This is a genomic window from Ktedonobacter sp. SOSP1-85 (assembly GCF_016587415.1).
Lineage (GTDB): Bacteria > Chloroflexota > Ktedonobacteria > Ktedonobacterales > Ktedonobacteraceae > Ktedonobacter.
Window position 1 is genome coordinate 304583 of the sequence record NZ_BNJI01000002.1, and the last position, 19286, is coordinate 323868.

At 53.1% G+C, this 19286-nt stretch carries 14 protein-coding genes; 8 read left to right on the forward strand and 6 right to left on the reverse strand.

What is annotated here, in order from left to right; translation table 11 throughout:
- Positions 1 to 532: 532 nt before the first annotated feature.
- On the forward strand, positions 533 to 2194 hold the full coding sequence (locus KTE_RS29560) for a PAS domain S-box protein (RefSeq protein WP_201387789.1): 1662 nt from the start codon (positions 533 to 535) through the stop codon (positions 2192 to 2194).
- A 19-nt stretch (positions 2195 to 2213) separates the two neighbouring features.
- On the opposite strand, the gene KTE_RS29565 is transcribed toward KTE_RS29560, so the two are convergent.
- From KTE_RS29565 to KTE_RS29575, 3 genes are all read right to left on the reverse strand, one after another.
- Positions 2214 to 2690 (reverse strand): GNAT family N-acetyltransferase, encoded by a 477-nt coding sequence (locus KTE_RS29565; protein WP_201387791.1) that lies wholly within the window; start codon positions 2688 to 2690, stop codon positions 2214 to 2216.
- A gap of 82 nt (positions 2691 to 2772) precedes the next feature.
- Positions 2773 to 3261, reverse strand: coding sequence for a DUF3291 domain-containing protein (locus KTE_RS29570; RefSeq protein ID WP_201387792.1), 489 nt, complete (start codon positions 3259 to 3261; stop codon positions 2773 to 2775).
- Positions 3262 to 3440: 179 nt separating this feature from the next.
- Positions 3441 to 4277 (reverse strand): alpha/beta fold hydrolase, encoded by an 837-nt coding sequence (locus KTE_RS29575; RefSeq protein WP_201387794.1) that lies wholly within the window; start codon positions 4275 to 4277, stop codon positions 3441 to 3443.
- A gap of 540 nt (positions 4278 to 4817) precedes the next feature.
- Between KTE_RS29575 and KTE_RS29580 the strand changes: the two genes are divergently transcribed.
- Complete coding sequence (locus tag KTE_RS29580; protein WP_201387796.1) at positions 4818 to 5624, forward strand: RIO1 family regulatory kinase/ATPase; 807 nt, start codon at positions 4818 to 4820, stop codon at positions 5622 to 5624.
- 251 nt (positions 5625 to 5875) lie between these two features.
- On the opposite strand, the gene KTE_RS29585 is transcribed toward KTE_RS29580, so the two are convergent.
- Positions 5876 to 7063, reverse strand: coding sequence for an acyltransferase family protein (locus KTE_RS29585; protein ID WP_201387798.1), 1188 nt, complete (start codon positions 7061 to 7063; stop codon positions 5876 to 5878).
- Between the two features lie 437 nt (positions 7064 to 7500).
- Here KTE_RS29585 and KTE_RS29590 point away from each other — a divergent pair, with 437 nt between their 5' ends.
- The 4 genes from KTE_RS29590 to KTE_RS29605 all read left to right on the forward strand — a co-directional run bounded on the left by KTE_RS29590 (position 7501) and on the right by KTE_RS29605 (position 13368).
- Entirely contained in the window at positions 7501 to 8958 is a 1458-nt protein-coding gene (locus tag KTE_RS29590) for a cell wall metabolism sensor histidine kinase WalK (RefSeq protein WP_201387800.1), read from the forward strand.
- Between the two features lie 144 nt (positions 8959 to 9102).
- Complete coding sequence (locus KTE_RS29595) at positions 9103 to 9846, forward strand: response regulator transcription factor (RefSeq protein ID WP_201387802.1); 744 nt, start codon at positions 9103 to 9105, stop codon at positions 9844 to 9846.
- 179 nt (positions 9847 to 10025) lie between these two features.
- Positions 10026 to 10526 carry a discoidin domain-containing protein gene (locus KTE_RS29600; protein WP_201387804.1) on the forward strand — a complete coding sequence of 167 codons (501 nt, stop codon included), beginning with the start codon at positions 10026 to 10028 and terminating at the stop codon, positions 10524 to 10526.
- Between the two features lie 1138 nt (positions 10527 to 11664).
- Complete coding sequence (locus tag KTE_RS29605) at positions 11665 to 13368, forward strand: serine/threonine-protein kinase (protein WP_201387806.1); 1704 nt, start codon at positions 11665 to 11667, stop codon at positions 13366 to 13368.
- Between the two features lie 414 nt (positions 13369 to 13782).
- On the opposite strand, the gene KTE_RS29610 is transcribed toward KTE_RS29605, so the two are convergent.
- Positions 13783 to 15174, reverse strand: coding sequence for a serine hydrolase (locus KTE_RS29610; RefSeq protein ID WP_201387808.1), 1392 nt, complete (start codon positions 15172 to 15174; stop codon positions 13783 to 13785).
- A gap of 42 nt (positions 15175 to 15216) precedes the next feature.
- Complete coding sequence (locus tag KTE_RS29615) at positions 15217 to 15468, reverse strand: hypothetical protein (protein WP_236600731.1); 252 nt, start codon at positions 15466 to 15468, stop codon at positions 15217 to 15219.
- Positions 15469 to 15823: 355 nt separating this feature from the next.
- Here KTE_RS29615 and KTE_RS29620 point away from each other — a divergent pair, with 355 nt between their 5' ends.
- On the forward strand, positions 15824 to 16828 hold the full coding sequence (locus KTE_RS29620; protein ID WP_236600732.1) for a MarR family winged helix-turn-helix transcriptional regulator: 1005 nt from the start codon (positions 15824 to 15826) through the stop codon (positions 16826 to 16828).
- Between the two features lie 210 nt (positions 16829 to 17038).
- Positions 17039 to 19264, forward strand: coding sequence for an excinuclease ABC subunit UvrA (locus KTE_RS29625; protein WP_201387815.1), 2226 nt, complete (start codon positions 17039 to 17041; stop codon positions 19262 to 19264).
- Positions 19265 to 19286 lie beyond the last annotated feature (22 nt).

Sequence of the window (19286 nt, forward strand, 5' to 3'; positions counted from 1 at the left end):
GGCAAAATGCTCCTGGATCGTGGCCAGCAATTCATCGATGGAAATCGGCAAGGTCTTCTCATCGATTCCTGCAAGAAGAAAGGGTCTTGAGTATATATTTGCTCGTGAGTTCACTTCTCTTAAATCCCTTAGCACGATTCTTAAATGGTGAGGATGCCCTCTCGTCGGAGCAGATAACTCCTTGATGTCTGCCCATCTGATCAGAAAAACTCCGCGTGAAGTATTGCATATTCATCTGTTTCTCTTCATGAGGAGGAGGACTAGCAACGTCTCTCTCATCTTGTCCTCTGGATGTTTTTCTGGTGAGGCTCTCTTTGCATTTGTAGTATAGCACGAGGGCTGGTAAAATGAGATAGAAGATGGCGGGTGGGCAGATGCCCACCCGCCATCTTCTATCTAGAATTAAAAAGCCCGGGAAATATGGATATTGTGCTAGCCATAGCAGAGCAAAATACAGTATTATAAATAAAAAGCTGTGCTTTTAAAGGGATGCGTCGGGCATATCCATCAGAAAGGAGAAAGGAAAAGTCAGATGTTCATTCGCCGCACATTTACGGGGAAAAGCAGGGAAGCGCACTCTGAAAAAATGCGTAGCGTAGAACAACGCTTTCGTACGCTTGTCGAATTTAGTTCAGAGGGCATCAGGCTTCTCGATCTCCATGGGCAGGTCCTCTACACGAATGCTACCGCCGCACAACTACTCAACCTGCCCTCCTCCAACACGCTATCTATTAGCCTCTATGATGTCCTCTCTCATGCTGATAAGCAAGCAGTAGCTAAGGCTTTTGAACGGGTTACTACTGCTCCAGGCCTATCGGCAAAGGCGCAGTATAGCATCACTCAGGCCGATGGAACCACGCGCTGGCTAGAAGAAACCTACGTCAACAGGCTCAATGTACCAGACCTGGCAGCCATTGTCGCTACATTGCGCGACATTACTGAGCAGAAACAGGCTGAGCGAGAGCGAGAAACCAGGCTACAAGAAAGGGGGGATGTGCTAGCACAAATGCAGCAGATACAGACAGAAGAAGCACGCTTGCAATTACAAGATTTTGTAAAAAAACTGGTTATCGAGCAGGATATGTTGCGCGAGCGCGAGGCACAGGCTCGTACAACTGCCGAACTGACTTCAGACTACGCCTATGCCTACCACTTCCGCCCCGATGGGACGATTGAGCGAGAGTGGACGACCAGCGCCTTTAAGGCTTTGACGGGTTTTGAACCCGAGGAGTTCGACGAACGCGGCTGGGAGCAGTTCATCCATCCAGATGATAAAGAACAGGTTGAGGAGCGCCTGCGAACCGTGCTTGCGGGCCTATCCGATGTGCGCGAGTGGCGCATCACAACCAGGCAGGGTGAGATACTCTGGCTACGTGACTACTGCCGTCCTATACTCGATCCGGAAACGGGTGAGGTCGTGCGCGTCTACGGCGCAGTCCAGGATATCACCCAGCGTAAAGAGGCCGAGCAGCAGAAAGATGATTTCATTGGCATGGCGGGCCATGAGTTACGGACGCCTCTTACCTCGGTCAAAGCATATGTACAGCTTGCGCGGCGCGGCTTGCAACGCCTGGCCAATCCAAGCATTAGCGAAGCGGAGAAGATAACCCGAATCGATGACCTGCTTGAGCGGATAGAGCACCAGGTACAGATTCAGACGCGCCTGATAAGCGACCTGCTCGATGTCTCACGCATCACTGCCAATAATTTAGAGCTGCATTTCGATGTCTGCGACCTGGTCAAGGTCGTACGAGAGGTAGTCGCCGATCAACGAGCTGTCAACACCGAGCGGCCCTTTAATCTTACGCTACCAGAGGTCGACACGCTGCCAGTCATTGCCGACGCGGACCGAATAGGGCAGGTGCTCAATAACTATCTCACTAACGCACACAAATACTCAGATGATAATAAACCTATCGAGGTGCGCCTGGAGATAGAGCGTGAGTTTGTGCGTATCTCGGTTCAGGACGAGGGACCAGGCCTGACACCCTATGAGCAGCAGCGTATCTGGGAGCGCTTCTATCAGACTCCAGGCAAGAAGGTCCAGCATGGGCAACGCCCCGGCCTGGGCCTGGGCCTCTACATCTGCCAGACCATCATCAGCAAGCATAATGGGGAGATTGGAGTCACAAGCCAGCGTGGCACAGGCTCGACCTTCTGGTTCACACTGCCCATCATTCAGCAAGGCGATTGAGTCCATGCTAGCATGGATCCTACAGAGGGGTGGTATACCACTCGGAGGCGATGGTCAGGCCCGCGTCGCTTAGCATGGAGCGTTTGGCGTGGTCAAGGTGGGCGCAGACAACGACGATCTGGGCCGCGCCTCGCTGCTTTGCCTCCCCCATAACGGCCTCCAGTAATTTTCGCCCGTAATGCAGCCAGTCTTCGTGCGTTGCGACACAAAAATCATCGACACTACACGTCAGGCCGGGTACGTCATAGACAGGCGGCGAGGGTACAAAATTTGCGATTACGAAGCCGATGACCTCTCCGTCTCGCTCATAAACCAGCGTAACGATATTTTCACGCTGGACTAGCTGCGCGAACCAGGCGCTCTGCTTCTCGCGCGCATCCGTGGCAGGTTTCCAAAAGACAGGCTGATAGTGTGCATACTCCTGGCGCCTTTGCTCCGCCAGGTCAAGCATACGTGACACATCGTCAGCGCTAGCCTTCCTGATAGCTTCGCTCAAAATCGCTTCTCACTTTCACTGGCAGAGCGCGGGTGACGCAGAAAGCATCACCTGCGCTCTTACTGCTTAAAAAAGCAAACTTCTAAGCAGGACACTCATCGAGGACGGGATCTGGAGTAACCTGCGTTCCTTCGGGGGCGGGAAAGGGCTGTTTGAAGGTAAAGGCAAAGGCTGAGGGGCCGTGAGCTTGCAGGTGCTCCAGGCGCGCCTTCGCCTCTGGCACCGTTGGCACATGTCCTTCTGGCACCCACCAGAGCGTGGTGTATACGCCTTCGAAGCGCTCAAACCACTGCCGGCGCTGCTGCAAGACCTGGCGATGCGCGCTGTTATAAACATAATCCGCAAGCGCCGGAAGCGACGCCCAGACCGAGAGATTGACCAGGATTGCATTATCATCAAAGGGGCGAATGGCGGTGGCGTCGCCCTCCTCAGACTGCAAACGCCAGATAAAACCAGGGCTACGATCTGCCAGGGCATTAATCGGATCAAGCTGGGCAACGAATTCTGCCATCAGGGGATCGCTCAGGGGGGCACGCATACGCGCAACATTGACCTGGGCCAGGTGGTACATGTATGACTCCTTCACACTTGAGACTTTATTCTAGAGATATTTATACATAGCAATAGTATACAACAATGCCTGTATAGCCTCTTGAGAAGCTCAAATTTTTCATTATTGACCGGCTTTAGCACGATGGCTTACGCTCGACCGGTTACATTAAGGAACTTAGAAAAGGGATGTATCCGTTGTCAGACCTGGGCGCGGAGGAAGGCCAGGACGAGACGGTTGAACTCGGCGGGTTGTTCCAGGTTGGGGAAGTGAGCGGTGCCGCTGATCGTGGCTTTGCGCGCACGCTGGATATGGGTCGTCATATAGTGGGAGCCGGCGAGGATGTTGCGGTCATCGAGATCTCCTACAATAATCAGGGTTGGGACATGGATCTCTTCCAGGCGTTCCACGGCGGGCGGCTGTAGCTCCTGTTCGGATACTCGGTTGAAGAAGGCGACTTTATTAGCCATGGCGACACGGTTCATGGCTTCGACGCGCTGGATGAGGGCAGGCGGAAGATGATCGACTCGGCGCTGCACACCAACCAGCCAGTAGCGCGTCTCAAGATCGGCGGCCCGCTTGATATTTCCGGCGCGTACCGCGGCCACGTGCTCCTCCAATAGGGTTTGCGCGGAGGCATCCTCTATGTGATATTCATAGCCATTGGGAGTACTGGCTACCACGGTCAGGGAGCGCACACGCTGGGGATAGGCCAGGGCAAAATCCAGGATGGTGCACCCTCCCATGGAGCAGCCTACCAGGTGCGCGGACTCAATGTGCAGGTAGTCCAACAAGGCATGGAGGTCCTGGTAGTGTGCATACGTGCCTTCCACCAGTGGGGTCTCGCCAAAGCCGCGCAGGTCATAGCGCACGGCCTGGTAGGTGGCGGCAAAGCTAGCAAACTGCTCGTTCCACATGCTTTTATCAGTGATGCCAGCGTGCAGGAAGACGACTGGCTGACCCGTGCCTGCGATCTCATAGGAGAAACGTGTGCCATTCAGCGTGGCAAAGCCTACGCGTCCGTGCTCCTCGCTCATAGGTTGTTCCTCGCTTTCCCTCTAACGACCTTCTGGCTTTTAGCATAGCACAAATATGGCTCAGGCAACAAAAAATCCGACGGGGCTGCTAATACTGTTCCAATAATTAAGCCGAAAAATGTGAAGCACACCCTGGTGGCGCGAAATTTCGCTTGACAAGAAGGCTGAGTATCTGGTATCCTAGGCTCTAGTAGATAGGAAAAAGGCCCTGAGCCCAGGTGGCTCAAACATTGAAAGGAGCGTGCCATGATGCGCAAAGAAATCATGCCGTATCAACTGCATCACGTCTCCGAGAGGGCCATTGCTGCTAGCTGGCATCCATAAGCCAGGGCAAAGATAAGACCATAAACTGACAGGCCACCTCGTGAAGGTTGGTCTTTTTTATTGTGTGAAAAGAGGCCATGAGCGTGATGCTCATGGCCTCTTTTCGTTGTTCTGGAGCACATATCCGCTCTGAAATAAGAGGTGACACATGCACAACTTTCTAAACAATCACAACAACCACAAACAACATCTGTCTACATATATAAGGAGCAACCATTGTCTAAGCGAAAATTGTTACGCGCACTCGAAGAGCAGGAAGAACTAGAGGCCTTACAAGAGCAAGCCCAGGATGAGGCGGACCCCATTCAGGCATCGCTCGACTCTTTCTTCGCGGACGGCCTGATTAGCGAGATCCTGCACGTTGTGAAAAGTGGCAAGGAGGCGACCGTCTATTGCTGCCGCGCCCATCCCTCTCAGGATGTCCCCTATGTCGCGGCCAAGGTCTACCGCTCACGCAATAATCGCGGCTTTAAGAATGATTCGGTCTACCAGGAGGGACGCTACGTCGGCGACCAGCGTATCAAGCGCGCCATGAAGAATAAGTCGGACGCAGGACGCGAGGCCCAGTTCAGCATGTGGATCGCGCACGAGTTCACGATGCTCACCGGGCTATATAAAGCCGGAGCCACGATTCCCAGGCCCATCGCCCATAACAGCAACGCGATCCTAATGGAATACCTGGGAGAGCCGCAGCTGCCCGCGCCCGCTCTCCAGGGTGTACAACTGGCCCCCGACGAGGTCTATCCCACCTTCGCCAACCTGATGGACAACATCCAGCTCTGGCTCAAGCATAATGTCGTGCATGGCGACCTCTCGGCCTATAACATCCTGTACTGGCAAGGCAAGGTAACCATCATCGACTTTCCCCAGGCGGTCGATCCCCGCTTCAACTCACACGCCTACAACCTGCTACTACGCGATATCGATAACATTTGCAAATACATCGGACGCTATGGCCTGCACCGGGATTCTACCGAGCTTGCGAACCGCCTCTGGCACCAGTTCAAGAACTCGCTGCTGTAATCTGGCGTGATTTTTGGTTCGTAATTAGCCTTGACTTTCCGCACATTTCCAGGTATACTTGATTGTACTTAATAAATTTGATTTTGCGAAGGGCCACATCTCTGTGGTCCTTTTCTTTTTGCCCTTCTCTTCTCATTCTTCGTCTCTGGTCTCTAGTAGATGTGGTTGGACTGGTTCGGTCATGGCACGCTGGAAAAGGGATGTGTGTGGGAGACGGCAAAGCCGTTTCCCACACACATCCCTTTTCCCTTCTACTCAGAGAGCGAGATTGCGAGCTGGAACGAGATCAAAGAGCTGTATACCTGCCGCAGACCCTGCCTGTGGAGCGCCATGAAGTCCGCCAGGAGAAAGGTAACGAGGAAGGAGCTGGCTCCAATGAGGCTGAAGGCGCACCAGGCTGGCAGAGGGAGGCGTAGGATATAGTAGGCGCTGATCACAACGATGGGGAAATGCAGCAGGTACCAGTGGAATGAGGCGCTGCTGCTATATTTGAGCAGAGGGCATGTGCGGTTCATATATGTGCCTCCCAGCGCCAGCATAGCGATGAGGCTGGACCAGAGTGCGATACATTGGGTCGCCTGGTAAAGCATGGAGTTCAGGGTATAGCGAGGTATCAGCAGTTCGCCGCGTAGGAGTCCCATACACCAGAGGGCCAGGAGCGTGCCGAAGCAGAGCATGCTCAGTGCGAGCGCCTGGCGTCCCTGCTGGCGCAGCATCTTCTGGATAGAGGAGTTGGCAAAGAGCATATAACCATACATATAGATGAGCAGCCAGCAGGAGGCGTCCGCGAGGCTACAATACTCAGGGAAGGCTGGAAGCAGAGTCAGCCGCAGAAGCAGGAGAGGGAAGGCCAGAGTTAACAGGCCGCCGGGACAGTTGCCCAGGCACGCGGTCCACGTCTGCCCTCTAGCACTCCGTAGCAAGAGGCACAGGGGAAGCGTCAGTAGCGAGAAGCCGAGGAGGTACGCCAGGAACCAGAGATGGTGAATATAGAGCATAATCAGGTAGAGCTTTCCCCTGAGCAGGATCTCGCCTAAGAAGTAGGGATAGAAGGCAAAGAGAGAACCTTGATAACTATTATTGCTTGCCATCGTCACATAGGCCTGTAATGGGAAGAGCAGGACGAAGCCCAACGCAAGTGGCGTAAAGAGGCGGGAGAAGCGCTCCCTGACAAACTCGGCTGGCGATTTGCGTTTTAGCGCGAACCAGGTACTGGCCCCTGCCAGGAGAAAGTAGAGGGCCATACACCATTGCGTGAGCGCGGGCAGGAAGGCCGCGAGCGCGTCGCTCTGTAAACCTGGCGCGTTGCGGGCCTGGTAGAGATCATGAAACATCTCTACACAATGGATCAAGACGACGAACACGAATGCAAGCGTTCTCAGCCAGTCAAAATAGTATAGTCTTTGTGTTTTCTGTGCTTCTTTATGTACAGCATTCATACTATTACATCTTTCGTTGCAACTACTGCTCTGTTCGGTCTCATTGAAAGGTATTCATGCCGCCTGCGGCGGCAGGGAAAAGGGTCGCAGAGGGGCTGACGCCCCTCTGCACTCCCCACTTTGGAGATGTGCGTTGAGAGGGGTTAAAGCAGAGGGGTTAACCCCCCTCTGCACTCCCCACTTTGGAGATGTGCGTTGAGAGGGGTTAAAGCAGAGGGGCTGACGCCCTCTGCACTCCCCACTTTGGAAATGTGTGCGTTGAGAGGAATAATAGAGGTTAAATGTGAACGGGTTATCGCCAAACTGGAGTAAATTTGTGGCCAAAGTGTGTCAATTATGTATGGGGTAAGAAGGGGCAGTAGACATACTTCTGTAACATCTTTGCCTTATGCTATACACATTCTCGTAATTTCACACTGTTATAGCGAGGTCATCCAATGCAAGCGCAGGAGCCCCTTTCAAGCAGCAATAGAGGCCAGGCAAAATTATGGCCCGCCGCTGCCTATCTTTTACTCTCATTTCCGTCAGGAATACTGTATTTCGTTGTCCTGATCGTCTTCGTGGCCCTGAGCGTGGGCTTACTCATTGTCTGGATTGGCATTCCCATGCTCATTCTGGGGATGTATCTGAGCTGGCAATTCGCCATCTTCGAGCGCTACCTCACTATGCGCTGGCTCAATTGCTACATCACGCCGCTTGCCCTCTCCCGGCCTCCTAGAGAGAGCTGGCTTCAGTATCTCCGCGCGCATCTCACCAATAAGATGACCTGGAAGACGCTGGCATTTCTGTTGCTCAAATTTCCCCTGGGGATACTCAGCTTTGTCTTCGCCATCCAGGTTCCGATCTTGATGCTGGTACTGGCCTTGATCACGTTCATCCTGGGTTTCGTCTGCACGCCCATACTCTATCTGATACTCGTGGCCCGCAACGCGCCGCTTGTGATACGCTGGCCTGGACAGAGACCAATCTACCTTCACAGCATGAAGGATCTTGTACGTTATGTGTTTACGGGCTTTGGCCTGGTGCTGCTGCCCAGGTACATTCTTCTGGGAATGGCCTGGATATGGCAGCAATTGGGGCGCGCCTTGCTGGGCATGAACAACCAGGATCTCCGTGTCGCCGAGGCAGAAGAACAGGTGAGACGTGAACAGGCCAAAGTCGAGCGTGCCGAGTTGAGCCGCCAACAACTTATCGTCAATGTCTCGCATGAGCTACGTACGCCGGTCGCCAGCATACGCGCCCATCTGGAGGTGTTGCTTAAAGCCTGCGCGCAAGAGAACGGCCTCGTGCTCCAGCCCCAGGAGTTGAGTAATTACCTGGGCATCGCGCATCGAGAAACTGTACGCCTCGGCTCTCTGGTTGAGGACCTGCTCTCGCTCTCGCGTACGGAAGCCGATAAGTTGCGCCTGAATATGGCCTCGGTTCCACCCGGCGAAGTAATTGAAGAGGTCTACCAGGCGCTGCTCCCCCTGGCGCGCAAGGAGCGTATGATTACGCTGGTCCGCTCGCTGTCTGAGAGCTTGCCACGCGTACAGGCCGATCACCAGCGTCTCACCCAGGTCCTGATGAACCTGGTACGCAATGCCATCACCTATACACCTGATGGGGGCATTATCTCTATCTCGACACACCAGAAGCACAGCGATTACCTGGTTATCGCGGTCGCGGATACGGGGATGGGCATTCCAGCCGATCAACTAACGCAGATTTTCGAGCGTTTCTACCGTACGGATAAATCACGCTCACGCTCCTCCGGCGGCTTTGGCCTGGGCCTCTCGATTGTCAAAGACCTGGTAGACGCCATGGGAGGGAAGATAACGGTTGAGAGCCAGGAGGGCGAGGGAAGCTGCTTCCACATTCATTTGCGGCTCGCCCAGGGGGCAACAAACTGGTGATGACAAATTAGCGATAACAAAACAAACAATACCGCAGCAATAAGGCCTGGACGCCAGCACAAGCGGCGTGTACACTAAGCATGGGCTTGGGACCAATTCCCATGTATGTATTTTCACATGTTGTTGCGAAGGAGAAGTTGCCACATGGCTCGCGTGCTTGTTGTTGAGGATGAAGTCGCTATTTGTAACCTGATTTGCGCTGAACTGAGCGCCGAGGGGCATACTGTCTACCAGGCCAATGACGGCCTGCAAGCGCTGACCCTGGTTGAGCAGCACCAGCCACAGCTTATCATCCTCGACTGGATGTTGCCCGGCCTGGATGGCCTCTCCGTTTGTCGCCGTTTGCGCCTGAACTACCTCATGCCTATTCTTATGCTCACCGCGCGCAATGAAGAGATCGACCGGATTCTAGGTCTGGAGGTGGGGGCCGACGATTATATTAGCAAGCCTTTCAGTATGCGTGAGCTTATGGCCCGGGTGCGCGCCATGCTACGCCGCGTCGACCTGGACCAGCGCCTGGCCCAGACCCTCCAGCAGGCTCGAACAGAACCCCCAGTGGCGCAAGTATCACCCGCGATAACACCCACACCAGGCCACCCCCCTATCATACGCGGACAATTGGAGATCGACCCCAATGCCCGCATTGCTAAACTTCATGGCGAAGGTATCATGCTCACGCCTAAGGAATACGAACTGCTGATTTTACTGGCTTCACATCCTGGGCGCGCCTTTAGCCGCGAGTTCCTGTTGCAGCAGCTCTGGGGATACGACTACGATGGCTTTGATCGCACCGTCGATACACACGTCACACGCCTGCGCAAGAAACTCGGCGGCGTAGGAGAAAAAATTGTCACCGTCTGGAGCGTTGGCTACCGCTTCGTAGAATAGAGCCAGGGCTATTTAATCCTCCCCCTTAATCTTCCTCTAAGAAGTTGAGAAGAAAGTTGTGGTTGTATTTATACTAAAAAAACAGTGGTGTATGAGCATCGCTGTTTGCTTTTCAATCAAAGTTTACCGGTGGTACGTTAGCGAACCATCGTGACCGCCGAGCCAGAAAGGGAAAACGCATGACTACTACGTTACAGCGACCCGTACGCACGCAACTCACCAATGTTGCTTTCAAGAAGACCGCAACCGCCTCCTCCGAGTGGAGCGAAGCATGGAAAGCGGAGTTCGCTCTTGATGGACACCGTGAGGGAGGAGATGGACATGCCTGGGCTCCCAAAAATCGCAATGTGTTACCAGCAGATGAACTGACGTGGTGGCAAGTGGACCTTGGTCGTCTCCATCGGATCTGGGAACTCGACCTCACTACGCTCAGTGATCGCGACTATCCGCTGAGCCGCTACAACTTCGAAATCCAGGCTTCTGAAGATAGGCAGAATATGAGTCATTATCGCGTACTTGGAAGGGTTGATAGCGTCCACAGCCTCCCTATAGCAGGGACCCTGACCCTCGCGTTTGATACCCCTGTCTCTGCGCAATACATTCGCGTTGTCAAACTGACGACAGAGGCTAATCCCTATTTTGATATGGCGATTGCTGAATTTCGCGTGTGGGCGGAATAAGAAGTCGCGGTGGAAACTTCACATCCAGGTGTGAAGTTTCCATGTATTCATTCTTCATATCCGGGTATGGCAAATAACGAACATAGCTCTTCCACCTTTTCTCTGACTTCCGATTTTACATCTTCAGGTAATATATATTGCCTTTCATTACGCACAGAGATCGATATTATCGACAACAATACCTACATGATGCAATCTCATGTGTATCCTTTCCGGTGGCTCCTTGTCTGTTTCATATACTGCAATAGAATACAAGAAAGCAATCAGCCAATGCTTCCTTGACATAATGTAGTATTATGTTGAAGGGCAATCAAGCTGTCAATAGATTAAAAATTCGGTATTCAGACTATTCATGTTTCTGGCTCACTCTTTATTTAAAAATTTAATAAACCTGGCAATTGTTGTGAACTACCACTGAGCTGAAGACACAGCGGCTTCTTCGGGAGTCACTGAAGACCCAGTTCAGTAGCTTCGCAAGAAGCCTGAGTTCACCAGACTCAGCCCCAGAAATGGGCGCTACGTTCGAAGAGGTCAGGACACCTGCGGTTGACGCATCAGACCGCTGCTCTGTCGCTTGGGTTTAAGTAGGACTGAGGAAAGGTCCGGTGATCCAGGTGCAAAAAGCCTTTTGAACATTGTCGAGATGAAGCCGGATTCCCTTGGTGGTCACAGCGAAGGGATACGCATCACCTGCCTTCGGGCAGAGTTTTTTGAGTCAATGGATCGTCTCTTGCTCAAAAGAACAAGGGGCGGTCCGGCGATTCATCCACGAGGCTGAAGACCTCGTGGTTTTCTCGCCGCTCATGTATAAAGGCAAAAGTTTCAACCCCTATTCCTGTTAGGATTAACAAGTGGTTAAAGGCTCCACTACGCCAAAACGACATAATCCGTTTCTCGGACCTGTAACACTCATGCATACAGCAAGGATAAAATGGTGATTGATACAACAAAGGCCAATCCCTGGCTCCCCTGGCCAAGTGTCCATCCACGACCCCCCCCCTCGCCTGTTCTGTTTTCCCTATGCAGATTGTCTTCTTCCGACAACTTGCATTGTTTGCCAGTAGTTGATAATCAGCATATCCAACTGCAATTAGGGTGCTAAATCTGAGGGCGCCAAGAGAAAGTAGGACATTGACGGATGGCGGACTACATTGGACAGCAATTAGGCAACTATCGATTAACGCAGTTGCTTGGAAAAGGAGGCTTTGCCGAAGTATATTTGGGAGAGCATGTGCGGTTAGGAATGAAAGCGGCTGTAAAGATCTTACATACCAGCCTTTCGGAAGATGAGACTCGCGCCTTCCAGCAGGAGGCACAGACCATTGCTGCTCTCTCGCATCCACATATCATCCGGGTATTGGATTTTGAGGTACAAGCGGGTATCCCATTTCTCGTGCTGGATTACGCCCCCAACGGTACACTGAGACACAAGCATCCCAGAGGTACCCGATTGGCTCCATCGCTGGCTGTTGATTATATAACTCAGATCGCCAGCGCACTGCAATTTGCCCATGATCGTAAGATCATCCATCGCGACATCAAGCCAGAGAATATGCTCATTGGGAGTTGGGGAGATATTCTGCTCAGTGATTTTGGCATTGCCACGATTGCCCACTCCACCTCCTCTATGAATACGCAAACATTAATGGGCACCCTGGCCTACATGCCACCAGAGCAGATCAAAGGGAAGCCACGCATAGAGAGCGATCAGTATGCCTTAGCTGTAACAATCTATCAATGGCTAACGGGAGAACTCCCCTTCCAGGGCTCTTCCATGGAAATGATCGCGCAACACCTGGCAATACCAGCGCCTCCCCTGCGCAACAAAGTATCCGACCTGCCAGTCGAACTGGAACAGGTTGTCTTGAAAGCCCTAGCGAAAGATCCCAAAGACCGCTACGGGCAGGTCCAGGAATTCGCATATATGTGCGAAAAAGCGATAAAAAATGTGGAACAGCCAGGAACGCAGCTTGCGAATCAAGAAATTTCAAACACACTTCCTGGAAGAGCTTACACTTCTGTGAAAAGCAGCGATCTCATAACACCAATAGTATCACAGCCACTTCAGCAAACCACGGATTATTATCTTAACAAAAGCAAGGCTCTCATTGAAGTGAAGCAGTATCAGGAAGCATTGGCTATGTGTGAGCAGGCGTTGCGATTTGACCCCTCCTCTGCTTTGCTTTATGTGAACCGAGCCAGTGCTCTCTGTGGATTGAAAAGATATCAGGAGGCCCTTGAAGCCTGCGATCAAGCACTTCAGCGCGATTCTCGTATTTCCCTGGCTCACTATAATGCAAGCGAAGCCCTCATGCAATTAGGCAGGCACCAGCAAGCCCTTGAAGCCTGCGAACGGGCACTTCAGTTTGACCCTTCCTTCCCCAAAACCTATATCAATAAAAGTCGAGTTCTCATTGAATTGGGCAGATACCAACAAGCCCTTGATACCTGCAATCAAGGGCTTGTATATGACTCTCATAACGCCCTGGTACACAACAATGCAGGTGTGGCTCTCATGAATTTGGGCAGATACCAGCAAGCTCTTGAAGCTTGTGAGCAAGCCATCCGGCTTGATTCCTCTTCAAGCCTGCCCTATGTTACCAAAGGTTGGGCTCTCATTGAATTGGGACGATACCAGGAAGCCCTGGTTGCTTGTAATCAGGCACTTCAACATGATGCTCAGGATGCATGGGCACACAACAATGCAAGCGTGGCTCTCATGAAGATGGGGAGATACCAGGAAGCTCTTCATGCCTGCGAGCAGGCACTACAGCTCAATCCTCACAATACAAAAGCACATGCAAACAAGACGTTCATACTTCAAAAGCTCAGGCGCTATTAGCTGAAATAATATATAAATAAGGTGAATGATGCGGTTAAGCGAGTAACGGGAAAGCAAGAAATAACTGTTATTAGCAAGGCTCTACATCCACAAACATATTATACAAGTTTATAATTCAATTTACGAACTTTTTATTACACTTGTTGCTCAAGTATAGCAGTCATATTAGAGGTGCATAGACAGTACATCTATGCTCAAGAGAAACTACAAAAACAAGTCAATAATAATTGCGATTCAGGCACACCTTCAATGGTGCAAATCTCCGTTTGGGCATAGCTCCCCCTGTCAGGGCAACTTACCGGATTTCGATGCGAAACTTGGATATTCCCCTATAAACATCTTACTCGGTTCATGTTGTCCTGACAAGGATTTTTAGCCCAATGGGTAGGTCAGGTATGTGTCAAGAAGGTAGGCTCATACGTCTTTTACGGCTCTTGGATTGACACGACAATTGGTGTGAAGGTACTGCGCGACTCCGTTCTTGAAGTCGTAGATCGCGACGGTCTGTGTGTCCTCAAGCGGATCGTCCGAAGGCATTAAGAAGTGCGTCTCGCTTATCGGAAGCAGCTCGTATTTGATGCGTTCTGGTTTATCGAGAATTTGTGCCTGCAGAGAATTGAGAACGAATGTCAGGTAGAGCTTCCCGTCTTCGGCTTCTACTTCGTAACGGGCACCTGGCCGCTCGTAAGCACCTTCATACCTGGACAAGTCGAGCGAAAGCGTCGGATCGGGTCTCGGCAAGTCTGGGATCGTGACTGCTCCAAGGTCGGCCAGGATTTCATTGAACACCTTTTTGTAGAAGCACTCTCGCGGTCCTCCATTGGTCAGCATCGAGATCGCGATGTTCGAATCCGGCAGAATTCGCAGACGCGCGTTCTGACCAACAGTGCTGCCGTCGGTCGCGTAGACCGTCTCGCCGTGCCAATTACACACAATGAGGCCCAGCGCCCAGTACGGCCCGAACATGTATGGATCGGGAATGGGAACCCGCGACTCCATCATCTCGCGCATGATCTTGGCCGAGACAATTTGTGTCCCGTTTGGCGCTTTGCCTCCGTTGAGGAAGACGTGTGCCATCGCGAGCACTTCCCGAATTGTCGAGGTGATGTTGCCCCCCGGCCCGAAAGCGCGTGGCAGGTAAGCCAGTGGCGAAACAATGGGTCCCTCTTCAAGGGACCGGATCAAATGCCCCGTCGCAGCCCGATCCTGGTCCACTTGCTCACGCCAGCTGCTCGTGCTGGTCAATCCCAGGGGGTCGAAGAGACGATCCTTCATAATGTCGTCCCACCGCTTGCCGTCAATCACCTCCATGATACGTGCGAGGATCGCGTAACCCAGGGCTGCGCTGTAACCATGGGTGTAGCCCAAAGGCTGAACTTGCGATGCACTGGCGATGTTGTCGACCATACACTCATAGACATCGTCGTCTTCGCCGGGATAGCCGTAGTCCTCCTCGATACCGTTCGTGTGGTTCAGGAGATGCCTGGGCGTAACTTTGGCGCTGACCTCGGGGTCGGCGACCTTGAAACCGGGGAGGTAGGTCCGCACCGGCTCGTCCAGGCCGACTTTCCCTTCGTCGACGAGTTGCATGAAGGCGAGGGCAGTCCATGTCTTGGTCATGGAGCCGCACTGGTAGATGGTGTCGGTCGTCGCGGGTTCCTCCGTTGACAGGTTCTTGACACCGACGGCGAAGTCGGTGATCTCTCCGTCATAAAGAACACCGATCGCAGCACTCGGGATCCCGTATTCCGAAAGGAGCTCGGAAACCCGAGCTTGAATCTGCGTTGCATCTATCCCTTTTGTCATTGAGGGCCTCTCTTTATCTCAGTATTGTGCTGGTGTCGGCAGCTACTTCTTCGGGAGGCCGACCGCGTTAGTGGCGTCAGCCTCGAAGTACTCCGTCGTGCCAAAGGGGCCGGCGTGCTCCTCGAAGAAGCTCTTGACGCTGTCGATCGAGTCATGAACGATAACGTTCACCGCCTTAGTCCCGTCGGTGCTTCCCACTGCCAGGGTCCACCTGGCCCCCTTGGGCAGTTGGCCGTACGCCTTCTTCAGGGAACCCCAGAACTTGTCGTTGTCAGCGATCGTGGAAACAGCCATTACGTGCATCCTTTGTCCTCCTCAAATTTTAATAATAAAAAGTGGAATAGTCTGATGTCGCCGGGCACGACATGTCGCTGAAGGAGCAGGCACGCTCGCCCTGCTTCGCCTCATCGTGACACCTGACCCTCGCCATGCTATACTATATTCGCTGATATGAGCAGCGAATATTTAGAATCTATCCTTACATTATCAGACAGATTCATCATATTTATCTGATGATGTAAGATAAATATATTGTAGGATGGAGGGACGAGCCTTGTCAAGCTTTTCTCAGGATGAACGCGCGAACACCCGTGAGGAGTTTTCGCGGGAGATCCGGCAATTCACTGAAATCAACGCCTCTTTCTTTCGGGTGGCGGCAACTCGAATCGGGATAGCCGTTACGGATATGCAGGTGCTCGATATCCTTGATCTCATCGGTCCGGCGACTGCTGGGCAGCTCGCCGATCTCACGGGACTGACGACTGGGGCGATCACCAGAATACTCGACCGATTGGAGAAAGCCGGACTTGTGCGCCGGGAGCGCGATCCCAACGATGGCCGCAAGGTCATCGTCCGCCTCGAAAGGGGCAAGGATGAAATGAGCAAGGTTCGCTCGATTCTGGATTCCGTTGAGAAGACGTGGGGTGAGGTGGCGTCGCGCTATGACGATGAGCAGATCGCTTTCCTCCTGGAGTTTCTCAAATATAGCAACACGCGATCCAGGAAAGAACTTGCTCAGTTGCAACATGAGGCGCCAGCAGGCGAAGGAGAGATCTTCTCCGCGCCGCTAGAAGGCCAGGAGAGTGGCCGGCTCGTCGTCTCCTGCGGAATCTCCCGGCTGACTGTGCGCGCGGACGAGGAAATGGCGGAACTTTACCAGGCCCGCTTCGAGGGACCGGTACCGGGCGTGAAAGCGAAAGATGGGGTGGTCACCATCCGCTATCCGAGGCGCCTACTGGGCCTGGGCGAGAAGCAGGGCCAGGCGGTGGTCGCGCTCAGCATCGCCATCCCGTGGCGGATCGCGATCCAGGGCGGAGCAGCAGAGGCCGTCGCCGAACTGGGCGGGCTCAATCTCGCGGGGCTGGAAGTCAAAGGAGGATTTAACACGATCCGTCTGGATCTCCCCACGCCCTCTAGCATGGTTCCTATACGGCTCGCAGGAGGAGCGTCAGAGATTATCGTGCGCCGCCCCGCAGGAGTCGCCACCCGCATCAACTTCAAGGGCTGGGCCTCCGAGCTGGCCTTCGACGATCAAACCTTCAGCGTTGCGGGCAACATCTCGCAACTGCAAAGTCCTGGTTTTGATCCGACTGCCCCATGCTACGACATCGAAATCACCAGCTACGCCAACAGAGTCACCATCACTTCTGGCTGACGGCAGATCTGGCTTCCGACATGCTTGCATGTTTCCCAAAGGTGAGTCGCACCCGAGAGCAAAAGAGAAGAAGTTTTGCCAATCCTTCTGTGTTATACTGCTGCTTTGTACAGCTAGGAGCGGAGACGCGGAAGGCCTGAACAAAGGCGTTCCGACAGCGGAATAAAGGCGAAAGCCTGGTGAAAAGATCAAGAGGGAACATAGATCAGCATGGTTCAAGAATATATCGAGATTCGTGGCGCCCGCGAGAACAACCTCAAGGATGTCTCACTGAGGCTGCCCAAGCGCAAAATCACCATTTTTACCGGTGTGTCAGGTTCGGGGAAGTCATCGGTGGTATTTGATACCATAGCAAACGAAGCACAACGGCTGTTGTTCGAGAATTTTAGCATGTTCATTCGCAGCTTCCTGCCACGCTATCCTCAACCAGACGCCGATACGATTGAGAACCTGAGCATGGCGGTGATTGTTGATCAGAAACGTCTGGGTGGGGGATCGCAATCGACGGTGGGCACGGTTACTGACATCGCGTCTGTGTTGCGCCTGCTCTTTTCGCGCATCGGTCAACCCTACGTGGGCTCTGCAAATGCGTTTTCCTTCAACGATCCCCAGGGCATGTGTCTGGAGTGTAATGGGCTTGGCCGCAAAGTCGGCATTACCCCGCAAGATCTGATTGATACAACAAAATCGCTGAACGAGGGAGCTGTCATCGCCCCAGGACTGGCCGGATGGGAAAGCGATCTTTATGCGAATTCTGGCTACTTCGACAACGACAAGAAGATAGCCGATTATACAACAGAGGAACTGGACCTGCTTCTCTACAGCGAACCGCACAAACATACGGGTCTGGCGTACAACACCTATGAGGGTCTGGTGTACAAGTTCAATCGCAAGTTCGTTGCGCGGGACATCCAGACGCTCTCGCCTCGCATCCGGCAAAAGGTCGAGCCTTTATTGAAGCTCGGCCCCTGTCCGCTCTGCAAGGGGGCCCGGCTCAACCAGGCCGCCTTAAGCTGTAAGGTCAAGGGGTACACTATTGCCGACATGGCAGCGATGGAGGTTGATGAGCTTTTAGAGGTAGTCAAGGGTATCACAGAACCAGCGGCGGCACCAATCGTTCGCACGTTAACCGAACGGCTGCAACATCTGGTGGAGATTGGCCTGGAGTATCTCAGCCTGGATCGACCCACCGATACGCTGTCCGGGGGTGAGTCACAGCGAGTGAAGATGGTCAAGCATCTCAATGGGAGCCTCGTGGATGTGATGTATGTCTTCGACGAACCGAGTGTCGGATTACACCCGCGCGACGTCCACCGTTTGAACGAGCTGCTCGAAAAATTGCGTGATAAAGGGAACACGGTGATTGTGGTGGAGCATGATCCCGATGTCATAAAAGTCGCGGACTACGTTGTGGATATGGGGCCATATGCAGGGAATGAAGGCGGCCAGGTCGTTTACGAGGGTAGCTTTGCTGGCCTGCTCAAAGCTGACACGCTCACCGGCAACCATTTGCAGTCTGCAAGGCCGCTTAAGGATGAATTTCGGCAGGCCAGCGGTACCTTCCCGATTGTTCATGCGACGGTCAATAACCTGAAGGATGTCAGCGTAAATATTCCTGCCGGTGTCTTGACGGTAATCACGGGTGTGGCTGGCTCGGGCAAGAGTTCATTGATCAATGAGGCTTTCCTGGGCCAGCACCGGGACGCGGTGGTGATTGACCAGTCAGCTATGGGTACGTCCAGCCGTTCCAATCCCGCCACCTATACTGGTATCATGGATGATGTACGTAAAGCTTTTGCAGCGGTGAACCACGTCGATGCCGGTCTATTTAGCTTTAACTCAAAGGGGGCCTGCTCCAATTGTCAGGGTCTGGGCGTTACCTACACCGACCTGGGCTTCCTTGAGGGTGTCAAGCTTCCTTGTGAAGTGTGTGGTGGGAAGCGTTTTAAGGACGAGGTGCTGACGTATACCTTAGATGGGAAATCCATTGCCGATGTCCTGGGCATGACCATCCACCAGGCGCTGGAGTTTTTTACAGTCAAAGGTGTGCAGCAAAAACTCCAGGCCATGAGTGATGTGGGTCTTGACTACCTGACACTTGGTCAACCTTTAAGTACGCTCTCCGGCGGCGAGTGCCAGAGGCTCAAGCTAGCCAGCGAACTCCATAAACAGGGCAGTATCTATGTCATGGATGAGCCGACAACTGGCCTGCACCTGTCAGATATTGGTCGCCTGCTCACCATCATGAACCGGCTGGTCGATGGCGGGAACACCGTGATTGTGATTGAGCACCATCTCGATGTGATTCGCAACGCAGACTGGATCATTGATATGGGTCCAGAAGGCGGCAATAAGGGCGGCATGGTCATCTTCGAGGGGACACCGCGAGAACTACTCGGCGCCAGGCATTCGCTGACGAGCCAGTATTTGGGATAGATGCTGGTCTTTGATTTCCGAG

Bases quoted from the DNA above. Each gene is read 5' to 3' on its own strand.
- KTE_RS29595 (WP_201387802.1), top strand. From the start codon at position 9,103: ATGGCTCGCGTGCTTGTTGTTGAGGATGAAGTCGCTATTTGTAACCTG.
- KTE_RS29590 (WP_201387800.1), top strand. From the start codon at position 7,501: ATGCAAGCGCAGGAGCCCCTTTCAAGCAGCAATAGAGGCCAGGCAAAA.
- KTE_RS29570 (WP_201387792.1), bottom strand. From the start codon at position 3,261: ATGTACCACCTGGCCCAGGTCAATGTTGCGCGTATGCGTGCCCCCCTG.
- KTE_RS29605 (WP_201387806.1), top strand. From the start codon at position 11,665: ATGGCGGACTACATTGGACAGCAATTAGGCAACTATCGATTAACGCAG.
- KTE_RS29585 (WP_201387798.1), bottom strand. From the start codon at position 7,063: ATGAATGCTGTACATAAAGAAGCACAGAAAACACAAAGACTATACTAT.
- KTE_RS29625 (WP_201387815.1), top strand. From the start codon at position 17,039: ATGGTTCAAGAATATATCGAGATTCGTGGCGCCCGCGAGAACAACCTC.
- KTE_RS29600 (WP_201387804.1), top strand. From the start codon at position 10,026: ATGACTACTACGTTACAGCGACCCGTACGCACGCAACTCACCAATGTT.
- KTE_RS29610 (WP_201387808.1), bottom strand. From the start codon at position 15,174: ATGACAAAAGGGATAGATGCAACGCAGATTCAAGCTCGGGTTTCCGAG.
- KTE_RS29615 (WP_236600731.1), bottom strand. From the start codon at position 15,468: ATGGCTGTTTCCACGATCGCTGACAACGACAAGTTCTGGGGTTCCCTG.
- KTE_RS29560 (WP_201387789.1), top strand. From the start codon at position 533: ATGTTCATTCGCCGCACATTTACGGGGAAAAGCAGGGAAGCGCACTCT.
- KTE_RS29575 (WP_201387794.1), bottom strand. From the start codon at position 4,277: ATGAGCGAGGAGCACGGACGCGTAGGCTTTGCCACGCTGAATGGCACA.